The sequence below is a fragment of the Collinsella sp. BIOML-A6 genome, assembly GCF_009875845.1.
Classification (GTDB): Bacteria; Actinomycetota; Coriobacteriia; order Coriobacteriales; family Coriobacteriaceae; genus Collinsella; species Collinsella aerofaciens_H.
The window spans coordinates 94,918-119,032 of record NZ_WWSL01000002.1 but is presented as its reverse complement, the minus strand read 5'-3'; the positions used below and the strand labels follow the sequence as shown (position 1 = coordinate 119,032).

At 61.3% G+C, this 24,115-nt stretch carries 18 protein-coding genes; 12 read left to right on the top strand and 6 right to left on the bottom strand.

What is annotated here, in order from left to right; all coding sequences use genetic code 11:
* Positions 1 to 233 precede the first annotated feature (233 nt).
* Complete coding sequence (locus GT495_RS01250) at positions 234 to 1,796, bottom strand: cation:proton antiporter (RefSeq protein ID WP_161161834.1); 1,563 nt, start codon at positions 1,794 to 1,796, stop codon at positions 234 to 236.
* Positions 1,797 to 1,980: 184 nt separating this feature from the next.
* Here GT495_RS01250 and GT495_RS01245 point away from each other — a divergent pair, with 184 nt between their 5' ends.
* Together GT495_RS01245 and GT495_RS01240 are read left to right on the top strand one after the other, a co-directional pair.
* On the top strand, positions 1,981 to 5,727 hold the full coding sequence (locus GT495_RS01245) for a phosphoribosylformylglycinamidine synthase (RefSeq protein ID WP_161161835.1): 3,747 nt from the start codon (positions 1,981 to 1,983) through the stop codon (positions 5,725 to 5,727).
* 98 nt (positions 5,728 to 5,825) lie between these two features.
* Positions 5,826 to 6,761, top strand: coding sequence for a DMT family transporter (locus tag GT495_RS01240; RefSeq protein WP_161161836.1), 936 nt, complete (start codon positions 5,826 to 5,828; stop codon positions 6,759 to 6,761).
* Between the two features lie 98 nt (positions 6,762 to 6,859).
* On the opposite strand, the gene GT495_RS11075 is transcribed toward GT495_RS01240, so the two are convergent.
* Both GT495_RS11075 and GT495_RS01230 read right to left on the bottom strand, forming a co-directional pair.
* Positions 6,860 to 8,002: a GGDEF domain-containing protein gene (locus GT495_RS11075; RefSeq protein WP_161161837.1), complete on the bottom strand. Its 1,143-nt coding sequence runs from the start codon at positions 8,000 to 8,002 to the stop codon at positions 6,860 to 6,862.
* 188 nt (positions 8,003 to 8,190) lie between these two features.
* Positions 8,191 to 9,213 (bottom strand): 2-keto-3-deoxygluconate permease, encoded by a 1,023-nt coding sequence (locus GT495_RS01230; RefSeq protein ID WP_161161838.1) that lies wholly within the window; start codon positions 9,211 to 9,213, stop codon positions 8,191 to 8,193.
* A 282-nt stretch (positions 9,214 to 9,495) separates the two neighbouring features.
* Here GT495_RS01230 and GT495_RS01225 point away from each other — a divergent pair, with 282 nt between their 5' ends.
* Positions 9,496 to 10,308 (top strand): HD domain-containing protein, encoded by an 813-nt coding sequence (locus GT495_RS01225; RefSeq protein WP_161161839.1) that lies wholly within the window; start codon positions 9,496 to 9,498, stop codon positions 10,306 to 10,308.
* Here GT495_RS01225 and GT495_RS01220 read toward each other — a convergent pair.
* The 3 genes from GT495_RS01220 to GT495_RS11070 are packed head-to-tail and all read right to left on the bottom strand — an operon-like array spanning position 10,305 to position 13,930.
* Positions 10,305 to 11,510: an electron transfer flavoprotein subunit alpha gene (locus GT495_RS01220; RefSeq protein ID WP_161161840.1), complete on the bottom strand. Its 1,206-nt coding sequence runs from the start codon at positions 11,508 to 11,510 to the stop codon at positions 10,305 to 10,307. The two genes, GT495_RS01225 and GT495_RS01220, sit on opposite strands and share 4 nt — an antisense overlap.
* Positions 11,511 to 12,326 (bottom strand): electron transfer flavoprotein subunit beta/FixA family protein, encoded by an 816-nt coding sequence (locus tag GT495_RS01215; RefSeq protein WP_161161841.1) that lies wholly within the window; start codon positions 12,324 to 12,326, stop codon positions 11,511 to 11,513.
* A gap of 2 nt (positions 12,327 to 12,328) precedes the next feature.
* Complete coding sequence (locus GT495_RS11070) at positions 12,329 to 13,930, bottom strand: FAD-binding oxidoreductase (protein ID WP_161161842.1); 1,602 nt, start codon at positions 13,928 to 13,930, stop codon at positions 12,329 to 12,331.
* A gap of 346 nt (positions 13,931 to 14,276) precedes the next feature.
* On the opposite strand from GT495_RS11070, the gene GT495_RS01205 reads away from it, so the two are divergent.
* The 9 genes from GT495_RS01205 (at position 14,277) to GT495_RS01165 (ending at position 24,062) form a co-directional block, all read left to right on the top strand.
* On the top strand, positions 14,277 to 14,573 hold the full coding sequence (locus tag GT495_RS01205; RefSeq protein ID WP_156598435.1) for a hypothetical protein: 297 nt from the start codon (positions 14,277 to 14,279) through the stop codon (positions 14,571 to 14,573).
* Positions 14,570 to 15,079 carry a hypothetical protein gene (locus tag GT495_RS01200; RefSeq protein WP_161161843.1) on the top strand — a complete coding sequence of 170 codons (510 nt, stop codon included), beginning with the start codon at positions 14,570 to 14,572 and terminating at the stop codon, positions 15,077 to 15,079. The genes GT495_RS01205 and GT495_RS01200 overlap by 4 nt, the downstream gene beginning before the upstream one ends.
* A gap of 87 nt (positions 15,080 to 15,166) precedes the next feature.
* Entirely contained in the window at positions 15,167 to 15,769 is a 603-nt protein-coding gene (locus tag GT495_RS01195; protein WP_156063421.1) for a hypothetical protein, read from the top strand.
* On the top strand, positions 15,750 to 16,010 hold the full coding sequence (locus tag GT495_RS01190; protein WP_161161844.1) for a hypothetical protein: 261 nt from the start codon (positions 15,750 to 15,752) through the stop codon (positions 16,008 to 16,010). Before GT495_RS01195 ends, GT495_RS01190 begins: the two co-directional genes overlap by 20 nt.
* Before the next feature lie 39 nt (positions 16,011 to 16,049).
* Positions 16,050 to 17,450 (top strand): hypothetical protein, encoded by a 1,401-nt coding sequence (locus tag GT495_RS01185; RefSeq protein ID WP_161161845.1) that lies wholly within the window; start codon positions 16,050 to 16,052, stop codon positions 17,448 to 17,450.
* An 89-nt stretch (positions 17,451 to 17,539) separates the two neighbouring features.
* Positions 17,540 to 18,256, top strand: coding sequence for a DUF554 domain-containing protein (locus GT495_RS01180; RefSeq protein ID WP_161161846.1), 717 nt, complete (start codon positions 17,540 to 17,542; stop codon positions 18,254 to 18,256).
* Between the two features lie 187 nt (positions 18,257 to 18,443).
* Positions 18,444 to 20,204, top strand: coding sequence for a TerB N-terminal domain-containing protein (locus GT495_RS01175; RefSeq protein ID WP_370457552.1), 1,761 nt, complete (start codon positions 18,444 to 18,446; stop codon positions 20,202 to 20,204).
* The gene (locus GT495_RS01170; protein ID WP_161161847.1) at positions 20,197 to 21,501 is read left to right on the top strand and encodes an ATP-binding protein; all 1,305 of its coding nucleotides are present in this window, start codon (positions 20,197 to 20,199) and stop codon (positions 21,499 to 21,501) included. Before GT495_RS01175 ends, GT495_RS01170 begins: the two co-directional genes overlap by 8 nt.
* 116 nt (positions 21,502 to 21,617) lie before the next feature.
* Positions 21,618 to 24,062 carry a DEAD/DEAH box helicase gene (locus tag GT495_RS01165; RefSeq protein WP_161161848.1) on the top strand — a complete coding sequence of 815 codons (2,445 nt, stop codon included), beginning with the start codon at positions 21,618 to 21,620 and terminating at the stop codon, positions 24,060 to 24,062.
* Positions 24,063 to 24,115: the final 53 nt, after the last annotated feature.

Here is a 24,115-nt window from a genome sequence, read left to right as displayed (position 1 = left end):
TTGGTCGCCGATTCTGGGACGCGCCTTCCGCAACGGGCCTCTAGCGGAAACTGTGTCCCACTCTGAGCGCCTGTTCCGGGATGCATTTTCCCAAAGGACCTTGTTTCGGTAAGCGTGCCCCATTCTGAGCCTTCAAACCGGGATGTACTTTCCGCCAAGAACTTCATCCGGAAACCGCATCCCGTTTCAAGTCTGCCCTTCAAACTGGCATGCCGCCTCAGCGTCGGCATCGGCTACTTGCCGTCGTCGTCTTCGGCTTCTTCTCTTGCGTAGAGCTCCAGCATGCGGCGGCGGTATTCGCGTACGGCGAGCTTGGCACGCTCCAGGCGACGGCGCTCGCGCGGAGTCAACTTGGACGGGTCAATCTCGTCACCATAGGTCTTCTCGGCCAGCAAATGGGCAGCGTCCACGATGCGAGCATCGATGCGGCCACTCGCCGCTTCGGCCGAGAGACGGTCGGCAATAGAATCAATCGTAGGCATGCCGTCGAGCGTTCGCCCGTGACCATGCGAGGTCAGCAGCTCGTGCTCGCGTGCGAGCAGGCTCGCCAAATCGTGATGGGCGCGCAGGATGTCGAGCGCATCGGATGGATGCTCGGCGACCTCTGCCACGGCGGCGACCGGTGCGGCGTCGACCACGCGGTAGAAGAGCTGCGCGAGCAATGGCATCAAGAACACCGTGATGGCACCGGCGGCAACCATAACCGACGCAATTTCTTGCGACAGCGCGCCCGCGTTGACGGCAACGCTTGTCACGGCAACGATGATCGGCAGAGCCGTGGTGCAGTACAGGGCCACGGTAATGCGGCCATACGCCGACACATCGCGCGTCGCGGGACAAATGCTCATAGAGATGAGAATAGGCACGGCACGAATAATCAGCAACGCCACGATAAAGCCCGCGAGCAAGCCCGGGCGCGACGCCACGGCCGTCAGGTCGATCTTTGCGCCCGATACGGTAAAGAACACCGGAATCAAAAAGCCGTAGGCCAGGCCATCGAGCTTGGTCTCGAGCGTATGGTTGCCCTCGGGGATGATATAGCGCAGGACAAAGCCGGCGGCAAAAGAACCCAACACGATGTCGAGGTCAAAGATGGCCGAGAACGCCACGAGCGTGACCAGGATGAGCACCGTCAGGCGCACGAAGGTCTGCGACGTGGTATCGGCACGTTCCTCGACAAACGAAAAGAAGCGGCTGCCGACGCGCCTGGAACGACTTGGGACCACGGCCAGCAGCACGCAGACCACGGCAAACAGGCCAAGAATCACGAGCGTCTGGATGCCGGTGCGGGCAGACAGCAGCACCGACATGGCGAGCACGGGGCCGAGCTCGCCCCAAGTGCCATACGCGAGAATCGAGTCGCCAACGCGCGTGCCGGTGAGCGAGCGCTCGCGCAAGATGGGCATGAGCGCTCCAAGCGCCGTCGAGGTCAAGGCGAGCGTCACGGCGATACCGTCGAAATGGCTGACCGAGAACCACGGGGTAAAGCGCACGGCAAGCCAGGCGATACAAAAGGTAACAACCCATGTGGCCATACCGTAGCGCCCCTCGACGCCCGTGATGTTCTTGGGATCGATCTCAAAGCCGGCAAGCAGGAACAAAAATGCCAGACCGAGCTCTGACACGAGCGAGACCTCGGCATCTACATGGACAACGCCGAGCATATGAGGTCCCAGCACCGCGCCGAACACGAGCAAAAAGACCGTTTCGGGAACGGGTTTTCCAGGAATCGCCGAGGCGATGAAGGGACTCGCAAAGGCCACCAGTGCGATGATGGCAAGTGAAACGAATGCCATGTGATGCCTTTCTCTTGATTGCTCATCACTGTAGCACCCTCACCGTCCTCAACGCGCCACGAGCTGTCGTATCATAGTGAGGTTTACAAACATGTGGCTCAAGGCGACCGCAGGGCAGACCCCGCAAACCGACCGCTGCCGCATACCGTACCGTACGCCCAACCGATCAGGAAGGCAGGAACCAATGGTCTCTCGTATCTACGTGGAGAAGAAACCCGGGTTCGACGTCGAGGCTCAGCAGCTCAAGGGCGAGCTGACCGAGATTCTCGGCATCAAGGGCATCGAGGCCCTGAGGATCATCAACCGCTACGACGTCGAGGGCATCGATGAGGAGCTTTTCCGCTCCTGCGTGCCGACCGTCTTTAGCGAGCCCCAGGTCGATGTGACCTACGACGAGCTCCCCGCACGCGATGGCGCCGTCTTTGCCGTCGAATTCCTGCCTGGCCAGTTTGACCAGCGCGCCGACTCCGCCAGCGAGTGCGTGCAGCTCATCAGCCAGGGCGAGCGCCCCGCCGTGCGCTCCGCCAAGGTCTATATGATCTCGGGCACCCTGGACGAAGCCGCCATCGAGGCCATCAAGCGCTACGTGGTGAACCCCGTCGAGGCGCGCATCGCCTCGCTCGACCTGCCCGAGACGCTGTACATGGAGACTCCCGAGCCTGCGCCCGTCGAGGTACTCGACGGCTTCCGCGAGCTCGACGAGGCCGGCCTTGCCGCCTTTATCGCCGATCGCGGTCTGGCCATGGACGAGGCGGACATCGCCTTCTGCCAGCAGTACTTCCGCGATGAGGGCCGCGACCCCACCATCACCGAGATTCGCGTGATCGACACCTACTGGTCCGACCACTGCCGCCACACCACCTTCGGCACCGTCCTGGACGACGTGACGATCGACGACGCCGTGGTGCAGCAAGCCTTCGACCGCTACATGGAGATGCGCCACGAACTCGGCCGCGACGCCAAGCCCGTCTGCCTCATGGACATGGGCACCATCGGCGCCAAGTACCTTAAGAAGACCGGCGTCATGACCGATGTCGACGAATCCGAGGAGATCAACGCCTGCACCGTCAAGGTGAAGGTCGACGTCGATGGCGAGGACCAGGACTGGCTGTTCCTGTTTAAAAACGAGACCCACAACCACCCGACCGAGATCGAGCCCTTCGGCGGTGCCGCCACCTGCGTGGGCGGCGCCATCCGCGACCCGCTCTCGGGCCGCAGCTATGTGTACCAGGCCATGCGCGTCACCGGTGCCGGCGACCCCACCGTCCCGGTTTCCGAGACGCTCGAGGGCAAGCTGCCGCAGCGCAAGCTCGTGACCACCGCCGCCGCCGGCTACTCCAGCTACGGCAACCAGATCGGCCTTGCCACCGGTCAGGTCAACGAGCTCTATCACCCCGGCTACGTGGCCAAGCGCATGGAGGTCGGCGCCGTCGTGGGCGCTACCCCGGCAAACCACGTGCGTCGCGAGTGCCCCGCCCCCACCGACAAGATCATCCTGTTGGGCGGCCGCACCGGCCGTGACGGCATCGGCGGCGCCACCGGCTCCTCCAAGACTCAGAACACCGAGTCCATCGAGACCTCGGGCGCCGAGGTCCAGAAGGGCAACGCCCCGGTCGAGCGCAAGCTGCAGCGTCTGTTCCGCCGCGGCGACGCCTGCCGTCTGATCAAGCGCTGCAATGACTTTGGCGCCGGCGGCGTCTCGGTCGCCGTGGGCGAGCTTGCCGACGGCCTGTACGTGGACCTGGACACCGTGACCAAGAAGTACGACGGTCTTGACGGCACCGAGCTCGCCATCTCCGAGTCCCAGGAGCGCATGGCCTGCGCCGTCGCCGACGGTGACGTCGATGAGTTCATGGGTTACGCCGCCGAGGAGAACCTGGAGGCGACCGTTATCGCCGAGGTTACCGCCGAGCCGCGCATGCGCATGGCCTGGAACGGCGTCGCCATCGTCGACCTGTCCCGCGAGTTCCTCAACTCCAACGGGGCGCCCAAGCACCAGGCCGCCCACGTGTGCGCCCGCAGCGTGTGGCAGCCCAGCTGGGCGGGCTCCACGCTTGCCGAGCGCATGACCTCGCTGGTCACCGACCTCAACGTCGCCTCCAACAAAGGCCTTTCCGAGCGCTTCGACTCCACCATCGGTGCCGCAACCGTGCTTATGCCTTTTGGCGGCAAGACGCAGCTCACCCCCAGCTCGGCCATGGTCGCCAAGTTCCCCGTGGACGGCGAGACCACCACGGCGAGCGCCATGGCATGGGGCTTCAACCCCTACCTGATGGAAGCCGACCAGTTTGCTGGCGCCTACCTGTCCGTGGTTGAGTCCATCGCCAAGCTCGTGGCCGCCGGCTTTGAGCACAAGCACGCCTACCTCTCCTTCCAGGAGTACTTCGAGCGTCTGCGCACCGAGGCCGAGCGCTGGGGCAAGCCCACGGCAGCCGTCCTGGGCGCCCTCATGGCCCAGGTCGACCTGGGCGCCGGCGCCATCGGCGGCAAGGACTCCATGAGCGGCTCGTTTGAGGACGAGGCCGGCGAGCTCAACGTTCCGCCGACTCTGATCAGCTTCGCTGTGGCCGTGGGCCGCGCCGCCCGCGCCGTCTCCCCTGAGTTCAAGGGCCTGACGCACCGCGTCGTCCGCATCGCCCCCGCCACCTACGGCGAGGACTACCGCCCCGACGCCCAGCAGCTGCTCGCCGCATTTGACGCCGTCGAGGCGCTCACTGCCGCCGGTGACGCCCTGGCCGTCTCCACGCCTGGCTACGGCTGCGGCGCCGAGAGCCTCTTTAAGATGTGCGTCGGCAACCAGATCGGCATCGAGCTTGCCGAGGACGTGGACGTGGAGAGCCTCTTCACCCCGCTCTACGGCAGCTTTATCGTCGAACTCGCCGAGGACGCCGAGCTGCCCGAGGTCGCGGACGGCGTTGTCGTCGAGCCCCTGGGTACCACCGTCGAGGGCTATGTCATCGATACCGGCTCCGAGGTCATCGAGCTCGCTGGGCTCCAGGAGGCCTGGGAGAGCGGCATCGAGGGCGTCTTCGCCTACCGCAGCGCCGGCGAGACCGCCAAAGTCGAGACCGTCGACTTCCGCGCCAAGGACATCCACGTGTACGGCGGCGCCAAGATCGCCCGCCCGCGCGTGATCATCCCCGTGTTCCCCGGCAACAACTGCGAGTACGACAGCGCCCGCGCCTTCCGTGCCGCCGGTGCCGAGGCCGACACCTTCGTGATCAACAACCTCACGCCCGAGGCCGTCGCCGAGAGCACCCACGAGCTTGCCCGCCGCATCCGTGAAAGCCAGATCGTCATGATCCCCGGCGGCTTCTCGGGCGGTGACGAGCCCGACGGCTCCGCCAAGTTCATCACGGCGTTCTTCCGCGCTCCCGAGGTCACCGAGGCAGTCCGCGACCTGCTCAAGGCCCGCGACGGCCTGATGCTGGGCATCTGCAACGGCTTCCAGGCTCTGGTCAAGCTCGGCCTGGTGCCCTACGGTGACATCGTCGACGCCACGCCCGATGCGCCCACGCTGACCTTTAACACCATCGGCCGCCACCAGAGCCGCCTGGTGCGCACCCGCATCTCGTCCAACCTGTCCCCGTGGCTGTCGCAGTGCAGCCTCGACGACCCCTACACCGTCGCCATCAGCCACGGCGAGGGCCGCTTTGTCGCCAACGACGAGGTACTCGCCCAGCTTATCGCCAACGGCCAGGTCGCCACGCAGTACGTGGGCGAGGACGGCAAGCCCAGCATGGATCTTTCCGTCAACCCCAACGGCTCCGCACTCGCCATCGAGGGCATCACGAGCCCCGACGGCCGCGTCCTGGGCAAGATGGGTCATGCCGAGCGCCGCGGCGACAACCTGTACCGCAACGTGCCCGAGCATGTCCCCGGCGATAAGTTCATGCCAATCTTTGAGAGCGGCGTAGCCTACTTCGCTTAAAGCCTTTCCATCGGGTACAATCCCCTCGGGTACAACACCCGCCACCGGCACGCCCGGTGGCGGGTTCTTTTTTGCTTCGCACATACCGGAAGGACATCATGGAAAGCCGCAAGCCGTATCTCGCCACCCTGTCCGGACTCATCCTGGGCTGCCTTATCTGCTGTGCGCTCTGGGGATCGGCTTTCCCCTGCATCAAGATCGGTTACAGGCTCTTTGGCATCCCCGCGCACGATAGCGCCTCGCAGTTGCTCTTTGCGGGCCTGCGCTTCACCCTTGCCGGCATACTGGTCATTGTTGGCATGAGCGTGGCTCAGCACCGCCCGCTCGTCCCACAGGTATGCGACATCAAGCCCATCTGTATCCTGTCGCTCTTCCAGACCATCGGACAGTACTTCTTTTTCTACCTGGGACTCTCGCGCGCCAGCGCTATGTCGAGCTCCATCATCGAGGCCAGCGCCAACTTCTTGGCCATCCTCTTTGCCGCCCTGGCGTTTCGCACCGAGAAGCTCAATACGGCCAAGGTGCTCGGCTGCGCGCTGGGATTTGCCGGCGTCGCGCTCGTCAACCTTTCGGGCACGAATGGCACCTTTGGCTTTACGCTCGACGGCGAGGGCTTTATCTTGACTTCCACCGTTGCGGGTGCCCTTTCGACCTGCCTGATCGGCATCTTCTCGCGCGAGCACGACGGCGTCTTGCTCGCCGGCTGGCAGTTTTTAGTCGGTGGCCTGGTCCTTACCGCCGTCGGATTTTTGATGGGCGGCGCGCTCTCCCCCACCGCGATCATCCCCGCCATCGCGCTCATCAATTATATGGCACTCATATCCGCCGTCGCGTACTCGCTATGGTCGCGTCTGCTTGCCGTCAACCCCGTCAGCCGCGTCTCGGTCTTCGGGTTTATGAACCCCGTCTTTGGCGTGCTGCTGAGCGCGCTGCTGCTCGGCGAGGGTGCCGGCACGAGCCCCGTTACCGTCATCGTTGCCCTGCTGTTGGTCTGCGGCGGCATCATCATCGTCAACAAACCCAAAAAAGCCTAGCGAGCTCACCTTTTTAGAGAGGGTGTCGTACACTTTAGCTTAATGGAGTACATCGGTGAGCTGAGGGCCACCACGAACGCAAGCGTTCGCCCTTTTTTCTAGCGTATCTGGACGCCGGCTTGCTTCTTTTCGCGCTTTACACGGTAGAGCTCCGCGTCGGCAGCGCGAAGCAAGTCTTGCCAGGAATCGACGCCATCACCAACCCGTGCATAGCCGATGGACATCCGCAACAGATACGGAACCTCGGCGCGCGCGAGCTCGTCGTTGATTGTCGCGCACAGATGCATGATATCCTGCTCCGTCGTCGCCTTTTGAAGCACCACGAACTCATCGCCGCCATAACGTGCGATAAAGCCACCAGACGCCGAGCAGACTTCTTTGAGCGCAGCGGATATGACCTGGAGGGCATGGTCGCCCTCCACATGTCCATAGCGATCGTTAATCTGCTTAAAGCCGTCGACGTCCATCATAAGCAGATACACATCTTCGGCCTGATCCACATTTGAGAAGGTCGACAGCATGTAGGTTTCAAAACGATTGCGATTGTTGAGGCCAGTCAACGGGTCGGTCGAGATGAGCTGCTCCTGGTAGATGATGTAGAGCGATAACATGCTAATCATTATGCCGACACAAAGGCCGGGCACCGAGTATATGACCTGAAGGGTACCGCCCACCAGGGCCGGAATGGCGAAGAATGCCAGAGTTCGATAAATGGCCTTCTTTCGCAGGCTTTCAACCCGTAGGGAATGCACAAAAGCGTGTAAGGACGTATATATGACATAGCAGTAGCTCACGATAGGCTGAATCATATAGGCGACACCGCGGCGGTACACGCCACGGGCATCGATGTAGAACAGGGCGTGCGTCCAGTAACTGGCAAACGCCAGCACGACCACCAGAACCGTAGGCAACGTTACAAGCAGCACCCTATAGCGCGAGGTCAAAAGGCGAGAACCCTGCACCGTCTCGGAATAGATAAACCAAATGAGACACACGATGGCAAAGAGCGAAAACGAAACCGCGTTGGAAATCCAGTTGACGGCAATGCCCAACGTGCCGTCCACACCATCCGAAAGCGTCCAGATCATATCGAATGATATGTACGCGGCAGAGGTGTAGCCAAGCATGCTAAACAACAGCTGCTGGGTGCTCGAGAACAAGGAGCGACGACTTCGCACGGCAAGCCCGATAAGAACAATCGTGCATAGCAGGAATATCTCAATCTTGAGCGCCTTAACCACTAGACGCCATCCCTTCAATATCCAAGTGGTCAGAATCTCCCGATTCGAGTCTGAGCAACAAACACCCCCTACTCCGCAGGGGTAAGGGGAATAATAGCAGAGCGCCCGAACGTCACTGCAAGACAGCTTTCGTTCGGGCGCTCAAACGGCGTGAATTGCACGCCGGCATCGTTGATTGGTAGCGCTCACTACTCGCCATCGATGTCGGTCGCGACGACCTCCTCGATGGCCTCGACACCGGCAGGCGACAGATCCTCCTTGCCCTGGCAAAACTTATTGTCGACCCAGCCGGTCAGAATCGGAGCCATGATTGCCGTGATGATAACGGCGGTGGCGATCTGGGCGTACGCGGTGGGCGCAAGCTCGGCGTAGCGCGGTGCAACCTCGGCGAGGGCAACCGGTGTGGTCATGGCCGTGCCAGCAATAGTAGAGCAAGCCACGGCCGCCTTGCCATTGCCGCCGCACAGGCGCTCGAACGCAAAGGCGATAGGACCGACGACAAACAGCGTGATAAGGCCCAGCAAGATGCCGGAAATACCGCCGGTGATAAAGCTCGACAGGCTCATGGAGGCACCGAGCTGAAAACCGATGACAGCGATCGCGGGATTGGCGCCGGGAACCAGCAGGTTTTTGATAAACGGGAACAAGTTGCCCAGGACCATGCCGATAACAAGCGGCAGGATGGATCCGATGATGGTGCCGACGGGGATGTTAGCGAGACCCGAGACACCGAGGATGATCATCGTGACGGCGGGGCCGGCCGTAAAGAACAGGATACCGACGGCACCTTGCTCGGACTCATCGCCGAACTCGCCCATGATGCCCGTATAGAGCGCCATGTTGCAAAACGTGATGCCGCCGATGATAGACACGGAGCTCAGGCCCAAGAAGTTGTCGTTAAAGAAATATGCCACACCCAAGCCAAGGGCAGCCGCAAGAACAAGTTTGGGGATCAACACGACGATGCCGGTCTTGATGGCGCCCGGCGTGGACTTAAAGCTGATGCCGGCGCCCACAAACAGCAGGATCGCGGCGACGATGGTGTTGGAACCGCCGCGGCAGGCTGCGGTAAAGAAGCCGCCGATCTCAAAGACCTGCGGACAGAAAGTGTTGAGCAAAAGGCCAACGATCATGGGATAGATCATGATGTCACCCGGGATACGCGGGACTTTGAATTTCTTTTGCTCGTTGGCGGTTGCTTCCTGTGCCATGAAACCCCCATTTCCGTTGACGGGGCACAAAAGCCCATGTCACACTTTGCTACAGTAAAGTCTGAACATGGTACCAGAAGAAGCAGACCGCCTCGGTGAGAAATTCGACAAGTTCGGATGGAACGAGATTCGGCGCCCGCGGCGCCACCCCTCTATAGAGCGCGAAACGGGGGGATATAGCAGCGACGCTTGCGACGATCGATGCCGCCGGTACGTGCGCCAGCAACCGAGTTCGCCTACAATTGCCACCGGATCGAAAGACACAACTTTTAGGAAGTCATTATGACAGCTATCGATCGGGGCCGGGCGACCGCGGCCTTCAAACGCTATACCGATGCCTACGATGCCGCCAATCCGCGCATCGCACTCAAGATCGAACATACCTATCACGTGGCGGAAGCGTGCGATACCGTGGCGCGTGAGCAGGGCTGGTCGACAGAGGATATTGACCTGGCCTGGCTTTGCGGCCTGTTACACGATATGGGACGCTTTGAACAGTTGCGGCGCTGGGACACCTTTAAGGACGCCGAGAGTATGAGCCACGCAGCGCTGGGCGTCGGGGTCCTCTTTGGCGAGAACCCCGACGACGCGCCTGCAACAACAAGCATCCGAGATTTTATCGAGGCCGACGAGCACGACGAGCTCATCCGCGCGAGCATTGCCTATCACAGCGACTTTCGCCTGCCGGCACAACTCGACGAGCGTACACGGTGCTTCTGCGATATCGTGCGCGATGGCGATAAGATCGACATTATGCGCACCATCGCCGACAGCACCGTCGACACCATCCTCAAGGTGAACGAGAAGACGTTTCTCGGCAGCCGCTTCTCGTCGCCGACACTTGCCGCCTTTGACGAGCACCGCTGCGTCGCACGCGACGAACGCGACGAACCCGCAGACTACCTGGTGGGTCTCATCTGCTTTATGTTTGAGCTCGTCTATCCCGCAGGCCGCGCGCTGGCGCGCGAGCAGGGCGATATCTACCGCCTGCTCGACGCGCCCTTTGGCATCACGCGCCCCTTTACCGATCCCGCCACGCAAGCAACCTGGAAGCGCCTAAAGGACGAGATGCGCGACTGGCTGGCGCGCGCCTAGCGCTCAAGCTGGGCCAGCAGTTCCTCAACGACCTCGACGGCGTCGCCGACGACCTTGTACTGGGCAGCACCAAAGATGGGGGCATCCGGGTCCTCATTGATGGCGATAATGCACTCCGCCCCACCGATGCCGGCAAGATGCTGGATGGCACCCGAGACGCCAATGCTCACGAGGAGCTTGGGTGAAACCGATACGCCCGTCTGGCCAATCTGGTGGCGATACTCCAACCAGCCCGCCTCCACAACGGGTCGCGTGCAGCCGAGCTCGGCACCCAGGGCTTCGGCGAGCTTTCGCATCAAGGGTAGGTTTTTCTTGGAGCCGATACCGCGACCCACAACAACTAGACGCTCGGCATCGGCAATTGAGGCCTGCTGTCCCCATTCCTCGGCGGGAATCGAGATCTCGACACGGGCCTTAACGTCTTCCGCAAGAAATACCTGGGTAATCGTTCCGGAGCGGCTATAGTCAAAGTCGGGCGCCTTAAAGATGCCGGGACGCACCGTTGCCATCTGAGGACGGTGGTTGGGGCAGATAATGGTGGCCATCAGGTTGCCGCCAAACGCCGGACGCGTCTGCTGCAGCAGTCCCGTCTCCGTATCCATCGAAAGCACGGTGCAGTCGGCCGTAAGGCCCGTCTGCAGGCGCACGGCAACGCCAGGCGCCAGCTCGCGGCCAAAGGCGGTCGCACCGTACAAAATAGCCTCGGGCTTGCGCTCTGCCACCAAATCGCAGATCAGCCGGGCGTAGACCTCCGCATCGTTCTGACGCAGACGCTCGTCGCGACAGACCAGGACCTCGTCGGCACCGGCGCAAACCAGATGCTCCAGGTCCCCGAGCGAGCCCTCGGGGCCCATGCCGACCAGCGCCACCAGGCGACAGCCGCGTGCATCGGCAAGCTCGCGGCCCTTGCCTATGAGCTCATAGGCAACGGGAGTCACCGTATCGTGCTCGTCGGTCTGCACGAAGACCCAAATGTCTCGATATGTATCAAGGTCTGCCGCGACGGCGGCCTCGTCACGCTCGAGCGAGATAGCGTTGACGGGACAGGCGTCGACGCACCCGCCGCATAGGATGCAGCCATCGGTTACGCGGGCGCAACGGTTGGGCCGATCGCCTTCCACGACGATGCCGCCCGAGGCACAGGCGCGAACGCAGCGACCGCAGCCGATACAGGCTTCGCTATCGATAACCAGTCCGCTCATCTATGCCATCCCCTCGATAATCTTGGCAAGTTTTGCCGCCTGCTCGGACGCTGTTCCGCCAACGGCCTCGCACGTTTGGTCGCGGTCGGGCACAAACGATCGCACGACCTGCGTCGGCGAGCCGGCAAGGCCGCAGCGCGCGGGGTCGGCATGCACGTCGGCAGCGCTGACCACGCGCACGTCCGCCTCCTCGGCCGCACGAATACCGGCAATGCTCGGCATGCGCAGTTGGCCAATCTCCTTTGCGGTCGTCATCGCACACGGCATCTCAAGATAGACCGTCTCTTCACCGGCATCGCAGCCGTGAACAAGCGCCAGTGAACCACAGTTCGCAAAGCCCGCGCTCTGCACGCAGCTCACGTCGGTCACGCAGGGAATCTCGAAGGCACCGGCAAGCTCGGGACCAATCTGGGCCGTATCGCCGTCCACCGCCATCTTGCCGCAGATGAGCAGGTCGAAGTCCTCGTCGAGCTCCTCGATGCCGCACTTGAGGGCATAGGTGGTTGCCAGGGTATCGGCACCTGCAAAGGTGCGATCGGTTAGCAGCAGTGCGTCATCGGCGCCTCGGGCGATGCAGTCGCGCAAGAGCGATTCAGTCGCGGGGATGCCCATCGACACCACCGTTACGCGCACGTCCATGCCAAAGCCGATAAAGTCGTCCTTCAGCGCCAGCGCGCATTCCAAAGCGCTCGCGTCAAAGGGATTAATGACCGCCTGCTTGCCATCGCGCACGATGGTATTGGTCTTGGGGTCCATCTTGACCTCGGTGCTGCCCGGCACCGCCTTGATGCACACCACCATATGGAAATCGCTCATCTTCACGCGCCCCCTTTCTGGACGAGCTCATCCAAGAGCTTCTCCGAAAACAGGTTACCGCGACCCAGCTGCCCGGTAGGATCGAGCTGAAGCTTGAGCCGCGCCGACTCGACCATGGCCTCGTGACCGTACATCGTCTCCAAGAAGCCCGCCTTGATCTTGCCGACGCCGTGTTCGGCGGAGACGGCGCCGCCCATGGCCGTGACCTCGGAAGCCCACTGGGCAAAGAGTTCTCCGCCGCGGCGGTAATCCTGCGCATCGCGCGGCAGGATGTTTACATGCAGATGGTTGTTTCCGATGTGTCCCCAGGCGGCAGACTCAAGCCCGCTTTCGGCCAGCGTGCGACGATAGAGCGCAACGACATCGGCCAGACGCGCGTTGGGGACCGACATGTCGGACCCCAGCTTGGTGATGGTGGGATCCGTGCGGCGACGCTCGTCGATGAGCATGTTGACGCTCTCGGGCACCGCATGGCGGAAGAATCGCTGACACTCGCGATCGACCTCGGTGCGCGCGACCCATGTCGCATCGTCGCTGCCGCCCGCAAGCTCTAGCACCCACCCCAAGTGATACAGCTCCTCAGTCGCCTGGACTTCGTCATCGCAGTCGAGCTCCACGTAGACACAGACCTTGGCGTCTTTGTTGAGCGCCGGCAGCGAGGCAAACGCGGTCGACTGCTCACGCTGACGACGCAGGATATCCAGGGCGCCCGCATCGAAATATTCGATGGCAGCCGCGTGGGACAGGACGGGACGCACAGAATCGGTGAAGGACACGGCCTTGTCTTCGCTATCAAAGAAGCAGCTCACGCCCCAAACGACCGCAGGTGCCGCCTGCAGGGCAATCTCGAGCTCGGTGATGACGCCGAGTGTACCACACGCACCGATAAACAGATCGATGGCATCCATATCGTCAGCAACGAAATAGCCCGAAGCATTTTTGGTCCTTGGCATGGTGTAGTCGGGAAGGTCGAGCTCGAGCGTGCGGCCCTGCACCGTGACGAGCGAAAGGCGACGACCCTGTGCAAAAACCTCGCCACGGTGAAGCTCGAGCAGGTCGCCATCGGTCAGCACGACATGAAGGCCCGTGACGTGAGGACGCATGGGGCCGTACGCGTAGCTACGGGCGCCGGAAGCGTTGCATGCCGCCATACCACCCAGGCAGGCAGATGCCTCGGTGGGATCGGTAGGAAAGAATTGCTCGGGAGCTTCCTGGAACTCCTCGTAGGCCTCAAGCGATGCTTGGTCCCAGCCGGCAGTCGGCAGCACTTTCTTGCCCAGTTGCTTGCGCAGCTCAGACAGCACGACGCCGGGCGCCACACGCAAAAGAAAGCGACCCTGCTCATCGCGGCGAATGCCTAGGTAGCGATTCATGCGGGAAGTATTGAGAATGTGACCGCCATGAGGCACGGCGCCGGCGGCAAGACCGGTCCGGGCGCCCTGAACCGTCACCGGGACACGCTCGGCATGGAGCTTTTTCAAAATGGCGCGGACCTCGTCCTCTGTTGTCGGAAACGAGATGCTCGAGGCCTCGCCCGATGTGCGAGACTCATCGCGGCCATACTCTTCGAACTCGTCGGTGAAGGGTTTGATAGTTGCAGACACGCGAACTCCCCCTTTAGCTAACTACAGTGTTTGCAGGGAGATGTTACCGCATCGTTTCGTCGACGTGTTCGAAACCGTCTCCATAATTGGCGATTTTTACGTTTGTGCAATTCGGCGAGCGGCAATGTTTCCTCGGCAGACGATGCTTTTGACACATGTCGCTTTACCGCCAGCGACCACGCAATTGTCGCTCGAAAAAAGTTGAAGTAATTTTTACCATCTTTTACCTGCGGAGATGTCAATCCGTCAAGCATTTGGTCAGGAATTGGTCAAGTAGCGACTGATACGGTCGGCATCAACAGCCAAAACCAATGGAAGTTTTGGCCCCAGAAGCAGGGAGGTTCCCATGGCATATTACTGGCCCCAGTACGGCGTCGCCATCGAGGTCGACGACGATCCCTATCTCCTGCCTTTCGACGAAGAGGCGTTCCCCGATACGGCGGTCTACCACGTCACCACCGATGTTATCTGCGACCCCGAGTCGTTCTCGGCGCTCGCCCACCACATCGCGCGTACCCACAACATCGAGCTCCCTCACGACTTCGACGAGCTCATCTACTCGCGCCGCCTGATGCTTCACATGCTCTTTGGAGCGGACCCGTCCACGTTCGCACGCGTCTACACCACCAAGGACGCCGCATGAGTGCGAAGAAGCCGCCCCGCCTTGCAGGGCTGGGGCGTCGCAAGAAACTCGTCGTTGTCTGCCTGGCTATCGCCTGCGCCCTCATCGCCGTAGGGCTATACGCCTGGCAGTCGCAGCCCGTGCCCGAAGCGGGCGCCTCAGTCACGACGGCAGAGGGTAAATCGCGCCAAGAAATCCAGGATGAGCTCGACGCCATCGTCCGCGACAACATGATGACGATCTCGGTCGCGCCGGTCGCACAGTTACAGGAAGGCGGCAAGTTGCGCGTCAACGTGCAAAACGTCCAAGACAACAAGTTTCCCCAGCGCTTCCGCGTGATTCAAAACGACGAGACCATCTATGAGTCCGGTGTGGTCGAAGCCGGCAAGACGGTTGCGACCTGCCCCGCTGGCGATATCCAAGAAGGCGAGGCATATATCGAGATTCAGGCACTCGATGCCAAGACCTACGACACCCACGGCAATCCGACGCGCGTCAAAGTGCGAGTGACCCAGGCAGAAGGCTAGTGGCCGACGCACTCGCAGGGGCAGCACCCTGCCCCCATTCGTCCAACCATCACGGAAACAGTCCGCGACGAGCAGAAAGGATCAATTATGAACACACCCATGAACCTGAGCGGAGCCAGGGCACTCGCCGTGGGCGCAGGGCTTACGCTCGCACTTGCGATGGGTGCCGCGCCAACGGCGGCCATGGCAGAGGTGCGCGCTGGAACCACCGATGTGACGGTGAAGGCCGACATTAGCAATGTTTCGTTTAAAGCCCCAACGGTCATCCCCTTTGCCGCCAAAGCCGACGGAACGCTTGTAGGACCCTCCGACAAGACGATTACCATCGACAACCTCTCGGCATATGGCATCCACGTCACCAACATGAAGGTCACGGCCAAGAACGACTGGACAATCGTTGCAGACGCAAAGACGGGCTCGGCCCAGAACTCCATCGATTTTAAGGTTGGCCCCGATAAGGCAGAAAAGGATGCCAGCTCGGCGACTCAGACTACGGGCCTCGATCTTTCCAAAGACGCAAGCTTCGACATGAAATACAAGGACATTGCCGACGGAACGGACAAAATCAAGCTCAATGTGAGTGGCCACGTCGCCCGCGTCACGCGTGACATCTACCATGCCACCGGTACGGGAGATCAAGTGGCAAGCATCACCTGGACGGTCGAGCCCGGTGCGCACGCCACGTCCTAAGGCGATTGCACTGGCTGCCATCGTCGGCATCCTGGCGTCCGCACCTGCCATGGCCTTTGCTCAACAAGAGCAAGCGCAGGCGGCCACAGAAGTGACCGTCGACCTTTCGGGCCTTAATCGCGGCAGCCGTCGCGAGCCGCTCGCTCAGACGAGCGACACCCGGCAACTCATTGCGGAAGGCGTCGCCACGGTGGGAGCAGGACTGACGTGCCTTGGCCTGCACATCAAACACAACCAATAGCCGAGCACAACCGGAGTACGCGGAATAGATAGGAGAACCATGGCACCCAAAAACCTTTTGCCCGTTACCGCGCTCTGCAGCGCACTGGTGGGCGGTACGCCTCTCGCCGCTTGGGCGACGCCCGCCACGGCAAACTCCTTACCGCAAGCTCTGAACCCCGTGGCGAATTCGTCGGGTATCGTCGCCTGCCAACGTTTTTCGCTCGCACGCGCCACGGTCCGAACCTCGGGATGCCTTCACCGCAATACGGTCGACTCGATAGTCGTGGATATCAAGCGACCGGACAAGGAGAACGGCCCCCAGACAGGTTGCGCCATCTGCACATGGAAATCGGCTGCAGTCGACGCCGATGGCGACCCATGCGACTTAGAGCTGCGCATCGATATTGCCTCGGTCGATGACTCGGCGAACGGGGCGAAGGTCGTCTTCGACAGCGCCGCCCATGAAGAAGGAGGGGGTGTATGCCTGGGCTGCGTTCCCTCGAATGTCGATGGCGCGCAGCCCATCATCTCCTTTACGGCATCGCTGCGACTGACCAAGGCGGACACCGAAGCCATCGCAACGGGAGATGCGCCTTTGCTGTTCTACGCTGGCGACGCGGACGACCAAGAGGCTCAAAGCACCAGACAGAAGGGCTCGCTTAACCTCACGCGCGGATCAGATCCTGCCCCCATCAATATCGATACCCAGGCGCAAGGCGTGCAGCGCATTCTCGCCGATCCGGCGCTGCTCCAAATGACATGGCACGGAGTGGGGTCCGTCGGGATTGCTGCTCCTATATCGAGCGATAATGACAAATCCCCCAAAGACGAGGTCGCAGACGCACCGGCACATGTTGACGATGTAGACGACGCATCATCAGAAGACAACGCTGCGGCTCCCCTCGAGAAGCCAGACGGCACCGCCACCGAACTAGGCGATCCCCAACCGAAAGACGTCCTGGACTTTGCCGCTCCCCCAGATATCGACGAAGGCAACTGTTGCATGATGGTCGCGCTCGACCACACGGAAACCGTCGACGCCGCAAGCATTGAGCCAGTCGCTGCCGGTGCGCCCCGCCGCAAAAATGTCCTCATCACATTCCCCAATACCGTCGAGCTCGTCTTTTTGCCTTCGGGTGAAGTCATCGCGCCTACGGCACTTACAGCAGTGGGAGCAAGGAGCGCATCGAACGATATCCAAGCTATCTCGGCACTTGATGCCGCAACGACCGCCAAGTTACACCTTTATTCCGTTGCAGCAGACGGAACGCGAACCGAAGAATTCGACGGGACCAAGCTTTTGGTTCCTCGTCGCATCGGTATCCAAGAAGACTTCCCCTATCAAATGGAACTTGAAGGGTTCGATCGTGCACGAGATGCCGACATCATTGCCGCAGCCATCGACTCCCCGCAGCACCTCATGACGCTGCGCTTCGACTTTAGCCCCATCCTGTCCTAGACCGCTAACCGCTGCTTGGCTCGGATACTGAGCGCTCCCCTCCCCGTTCTGCTACGATTGCCGCGTTGGCATCAAGTACAGGAGGGTTCATGCCGGGTTTAGGGACGATCATCAACGTCGTACTTTTGATCGCGGGCGGTCTGCTGGGCCTCATGGGTGGGCGCTTCATTACGCCCCGCATCCAAGACACGCTCATGAAGGCGTCGGGGTTGTGCGTTCTGTTTATCGGACTGGGCGGCACCATGCAAAAGATGCTCGTTATCGATGGAGGGGCGTTGGCGACCACCGGCACCACCATGCTTATCGTCTCATTTGCCCTCGGTTCGCTCATCGGCGAGGCCATCAACCTGGAGGCCGCCATTGAGGACCTCGGCGAATGGCTCAAGCGCAAAACCGGCAGCGAAGGCGACAACGAGTTCACCAACGCCTTTGTCTCGGCATCGCTCACCGTGTGTATCGGCGCGATGGCCATCGTAGGGTCGATTCAGGACGGTCTGCTCGGCGACTGGTCAACGCTTGCCCTCAAGGGCGCGCTGGACTGCATCATCGTCTGCACCATGACGGCCTCGCTTGGCCGCGGCTGCATCTTCTCGGCCCTGCCCGTTGCCGTATTCCAGGGCACAATCACGCTTTTTGCCGGCGCACTCTCCCCCATCATGACCACCGCAGCCCTCGACAGCCTTTCGCTTGTGGGCTCCATGCTCATCTTCTGCGTCGGCGTTAACCTTATTCGACCTCAGACCTTCCGCACGGCCAACATGCTCCCCTCCGTCGTCGTGGCGGTCATCTACGCCCTCCTGTTCTAACCCCTCGGTAGATTTTTGGGACATGCTTTAAAATCCATCTTTCGCCAGTGCCCCAAAGGCCAACCCGCCTACAGGTAGATTTCTGGGCATGTCCCAAAAATCTATCTGAGAACGGTATCTCGAACACCTGTTTGATGCTGTGCTATGATATGAGGTCACCGACACCATATAGGGAGAGGAGAGGGCGGTGGCCGACCAGGACGTCAAGATGCTCATCGAGCGCATTATGGCCGAGGCCCGGACCCATCAGTCCGCCCGCTTCTCAAACGAAATCTATGCTGACGAGCCGATTCTCAAGACCGGTCGTCAGATGCAGAACTTCCTCCCCGACCAGTACCGCAAGATGCGCGAGATATCACGCTGGCAAGATGATCCCAAAGGCGGCGCGGGACGTTGGCTATCGGAGGCGGAGCTCTTTTACCGCCAAGGCCTGCTGATGGCCGACTTTGAGGACGACTGTCCCTACAACGGCACCTTTAAGTCGTACTTTCCCACCTACAACGCCATGAGCGACCGGCAGCTGCGTGGCTACTTTACCTGGCATGCCCAAGTGCGCCGCGGAACCGTCGAGGAAACGTCTACGTCCTTTGCCTTTCTGTATCTCTATGAACTGATTTGCGGCATTGGCGTAGATGACCCGCTCGATGGTTTTAACAAGATCAAGGCCTTTTGGGATGCCTACCGCGCCTTTGAGCCCGGCATCGACCGGTTTGCACGCGTGTGGTTGCAGGACTACGCCGTGTTCCACGGGCTTGACCCCAAGCTGCTTCGTGATTCTAAAACCGTCATGTTCGACAACGCCCTTATCGAGCTGCGGCGCGCAGCACGAGACCTCGTACCCGCGCCGACGCCGTCGGACCTGCCCCCCAAGCGTCGCAAAACCTCCGAGCCCACGCTCCCCCTTCCGCCCGATGAAGCGCATGAGGAGCGACTCATGGCTGCCATCGACGCACTCTCGACGTACAACCTGAATAACTCACGGCTCGACCGCAGCCGCCATCGCGACCTGCGCCACGTGGCATGCGCCGTGTATGTCCGCATGGCGCGCTACTATGACACGCACCGAAAGACCGGCATCGTAGCGAGCTTGTTTGGGGAGGAGACGGCCATGCCCTACACCATGTTTGCCTCGGCCGTATTCTTTGCGCCCGAGCGCCACGAGGACTGTGAATACCGCCTGGATCCTATCCATATCTACCGTTGCCAAAATGGCTTTTGGGAATGCATGCGCATCCACGGCAGCAGACAAAAAAGTAGCAAGCTCGGTGAGATGATGCGCGCCTGCGACCAACGCCTGCGCCTGGCGCTGGACCCCGCCCATCCCCTTAAGGAAGAAAAGGTCCCCAAATATCTGGCCAAGATTATCGATGACGAGATCGTGGCATGGCTTTCGTGGGACGCCGCACACCAGCCCATCAAGATCGATATCGATCTGAGCCAGCTGGGGCACATTCGGAGCGCCGCCGCACAAACGCGCGAGGCGCTTTTGATCGACGAGGAGCGCGAGGACAGCGCGCTTGCGGATGCCGAGGTGGCAGTTGCCGAGCGACGGGAAGCCGAGCCCGTGGCCGACGCGACGGTCGAGGCGGTCGCGGCACCCATTCGGCAGGACGAGGCCGACGAGCCGACTATATCCACCGAACACTTTGGTGTCGTGGCACCGCTTCTCGCGCCGACGCCCGCCTTCGCAGCTGCTGCGCCCGCTGACGCCACGAACGAACTCGCGCCTGCCGCAGACGCCTATCTCCGTGCGCTGCTCGAGCACAACGCAGTACAGGTGGAATCGGCGGTAGTGCAATCGGGACAGAGCGAGGACATGCTCGTCGATACCATCAACGAGGCGCTCTTTGACCTGGTGGGCGACACCGTAATTGAATTTAGCGCGGCAGGGCCGCAGATTATCGAGGACTACGAAGCAGACGTGAGAGGATACCTAGACCATGAGTGATACCGCATCCGCAGCGCCCCGCGTGCCCAAGCGCGTCGCTGCCGTCATTCTCAACTCGCTCAAGGGCGGTGTTGTCCCGCGCATTGGCCTTCCCTATATCACCGTGGGGCGCGAGGTCGAGATCCGTGCTCTGCTCACCGACCTGAGCCTCATCGCCGATGGCGGCGCAAGCTTCCGCTTTCTAGTCGGTCGCTACGGCGCCGGCAAGAGCTTTTTGCTCCAGACCATCCGCACGCATGCCATGGGCGAGGGGTTCGTCGTCGCCGATGCCGACCTTTCCCCTGAGCGCCGCCTACAGGGCGGCCAGGGACAGGGCCTTGCCACCTACCGCGAGCTCATCCGCAACATATCGACTAAAACGCGCCCCGAGGGCGGTGCGCTCAACCTTATCCTAGATCGCTGGGTCGCCTCGTGTGCCGATGCCGACGAGTCTGCCGTTAATGCCCAACTGGCCCCGCTCGAGGAAATGGTCCACGGCTTCGACTTCGCCCGTATGCTCCGCCGCTACCGCGCGGCCGTATCCGAGGGCGACGAAGAGGCCATGAGCCGCGTGACCAAATGGATTCGCGGCGAATACCGCACCAAGAGCGAGGCTCGCGCCGAACTGGGGTCCTCAACCATCATCAGCGATGACGACTGGTACGACTACGTTAAGCTCATTGCGCGCTTTTTGGTCTGCAGCGGCTACAAGGGCATGCTGGTGCTCATCGACGAGCTCGTGAATCTGTATAAGATTCCCAACGCCATCACGCGACAGTACAACTACGAGAAAATCCTAACGATGTACAACGACACGCTGCAGGGCAAGGCGCAGTACTTGGGCATGATCATGGGCGGCACGCCGACCTCTATCGAGGACCGCCGCCGCGGCGTCTTTTCCTACGAGGCCCTTCGGAGCCGTCTCGCTCAGGGCCGTTTTGCGCGCGATGATCTCAAAGACATGCTCGCGCCCATCATCCGCCTGCAGCCGCTCACCTACGAGGAGCTGCTGGTGCTCATCGAAAAGCTCATGCAGATCCATGCCGGCTACTTTGGCTGGACGCCCACGCTTACCGAGAACGACTTGGTGGACTTCCTCAAGATTGAGTTTGGCCGCGTGGGGGCAGACACGCACCTGACGCCCCGCGAGGTCATCCGCGACTTTATCGAGCTGCTCGATATCCTATGTCAAAACCCCGAAGCCAACGTGGCCGAGTTGCTGCAAGGCGTCGGTGGCGACGCGCTGGCGCCGGCAGCCGCAACAGACGACACCGGCACCGCAGACGATGACCGCAACTTCGCCGAATTCACCATCTAACCTGCCAAAAAGGGACAGGTTTATTTTGGCAGGTTTTATCTGGGCAAACGCCGATGTTGCAATTCGACGACCCATTGCCCGTTGCGTTTGATAGCCCGTTGTTGAGAGGAGGTCCCATGAACGCTTTTGACCGCTACGCCCCGTTTATCCAGGATTTCATTTACTCCCACGATTGGGAGAGTCTACGCTCTATCCAGGTTGCGGCGGCAGATGCCATCTTCAACACGCAAGACAATGTGCTCCTGACGGCATCCACGGCATCTGGCAAAACTGAGGCGGCCTTCTTTCCCATCCTGACCGAGTTTTGGGAGAACCCGCCCGCAAGCGTGGGCGCCCTCTACATTGGCCCCCTCAAGGCGCTCATCAACGACCAATTCGTCCGCCTCAACGACCTGTGCGAAGAAGCCGATATCCCCGTCTGGCACTGGCATGGCGATGTCTCACAGTCGCACAAGGCAAAGCTCATCAAAAAACCGAGCGGTATCCTACAGATTACGCCCGAATCACTCGAGGCACTCCTGATCCACAAGCACATGGCAATCCCGCGTATGTTTTGCGACCTGCGCTATGTGGTTATCGACGAGGTGCATTCGCTCATGCGCGGCGACCGCGGCGGGCAGACGCTCTGCCTTATCGAGCGCCTCTCGCGCATGGCAGGCGTGCAACCCCGCCGCATCGGTCTTTCGGCTACCATCGGCGACCCCGAGCGCACGGGCGCCTTTCTCTCACAGGGAACGGGACGCGACTGCGTCATCCCCCGCTTTGAGGAACCGCGCCGCGTGTGGCGTATCTCCATGGAGCACTTCTACAACTCGGGTCCCCAGGCGCAGCAGCGAGGATTCACGGGCACAGGTCCGCAGGAAGCTGAGGTGCTCGCATGCGAGCGAGTTGCGGCGGCACCACCCGCGGCACTGCCCGTCAGCACCCAAGATATGCGTCATAGCGGGCAACTCACACAGGAGGAACGCCGCCAACGTCGCGAGCAGGCACGGGGCAAGGCTGCCCCCAAGGACCGTCGCACCTCCTCAGCCCCCGAAGGCGAAGTCGACATCCCGCAGGCAACCGAACAGGCACTGCTCAACCCCACCGACACCGCACCCGACAACGCCGACCCCGGCATGGGCTACATCTTTGAGCATACGCGCGGCCGCAAGTGCCTGGTCTTTGCCAACTCGCGCGAGGAGGCAGAGGCCGTGTGCTCCATGCTGCGCAGCTACTGCGAGAGCCGGCACGAGCCCGACCGCTTTCTAATCCATCACGGCAACCTTTCGGCATCGCTGCGCGAGACGGCCGAGGAGCTCATGCGCGACGAGGAACAGGCGCAGACAACCGTCACCACCTCTACGTTGGAGCTCGGTATCGATATCGGCCGCCTGGAGCGCGCGTTCCAGATCGATGCGCCGTTTACCGTCAGCTCCTTTTTACAGCGCATGGGGCGCACAGGTCGTCGCGACCTTCCACCCGAGATGTGGTTTGTCATGCGCGAGGAAGAACCCGAGCCGCGCACGATAATGCCCGAGACCATTCCCTGGAAGCTCCTACAGGGCATCGCGCTCGTTCAACTCTATCGCGAGGAAAAGTGGGTTGAGCCACCCGAGCTCGATCGACTCCCCTACAGTTTGCTCTACCACCAGACTATGTCGACGCTCGCCAGTACCGGCGAGCTCACACCGGCCGAGCTTGCTCAGCGCGTGCTCACGCTCAGCTATTTCCACCGTGTCTCGGCCGATGACTATCGCATACTGCTGCGCCACCTCATCAAGATCGACCATATCCAGGTCACCGAAGGTGGCGGGCTTATCGTGGGTCTCGCGGGAGAGCGCATCATCAACAACTTTAAGTTCTACGCCGTGTTCCAGGAGAACGAGGAGTTTACCGTCCGGAGCGAATCGGCCGAGCTGGGCACGATTGTCAACCCGCCACCACCTGGCGAGCGCATCGCCATCGCGGGCCATTGCTGGATCGTCGAGGAAGTGGACTGGAAGCGCCACACTGTCTTTGCCACGCAGGTCAAGGGCCGGGTGCCGGCCTACTTTGGCGACTGCCCCGGAGACATCAATACGCATGTACTCGAGCGCATGCGCAAGGCGCTCAACGAGCATGCGGCATATCCGTATCTCATGGGCAACGCACGGGCACGCCTTGCGCAGGCTCGTCATACCGCCGAGATTTCGGGCGCGGGAATTAAACCGCTTATCAACCTGGGCGGCGACACCTGGGTGCTCTTCCCCTGGCTGGGCAGCTACGCCTTTCTGGCGCTCGAACGCATGCTCAAGATTAAATGCGCCGCGGAGCTTGGCCTTCGCGGGCTCGATCCGTCGCGTCCATACTTTATGCAGTTCAAGATGAAGGCCGACGAGGAGACATTCTTTGAGGTGCTCGCCGCCGAGGCCGAGAAGGACTTCGACCCCATCGAGTTCGTCTATCCCGGCGAGATGCCTTATTTTGATCGCTACGACGAGTTTGTTCCCGAGGAGCTCGTGCGCAAAGGCTTTGCCGAAGGCGTGCTCGACATCGAGGGTATGAAGCAACGCGTTCTCAGCTGGCGCGACCACACATAAAACGGGGCCGACTATATGAGTAGTCAATTTGGGACGGGGCTATTTTAGCTACC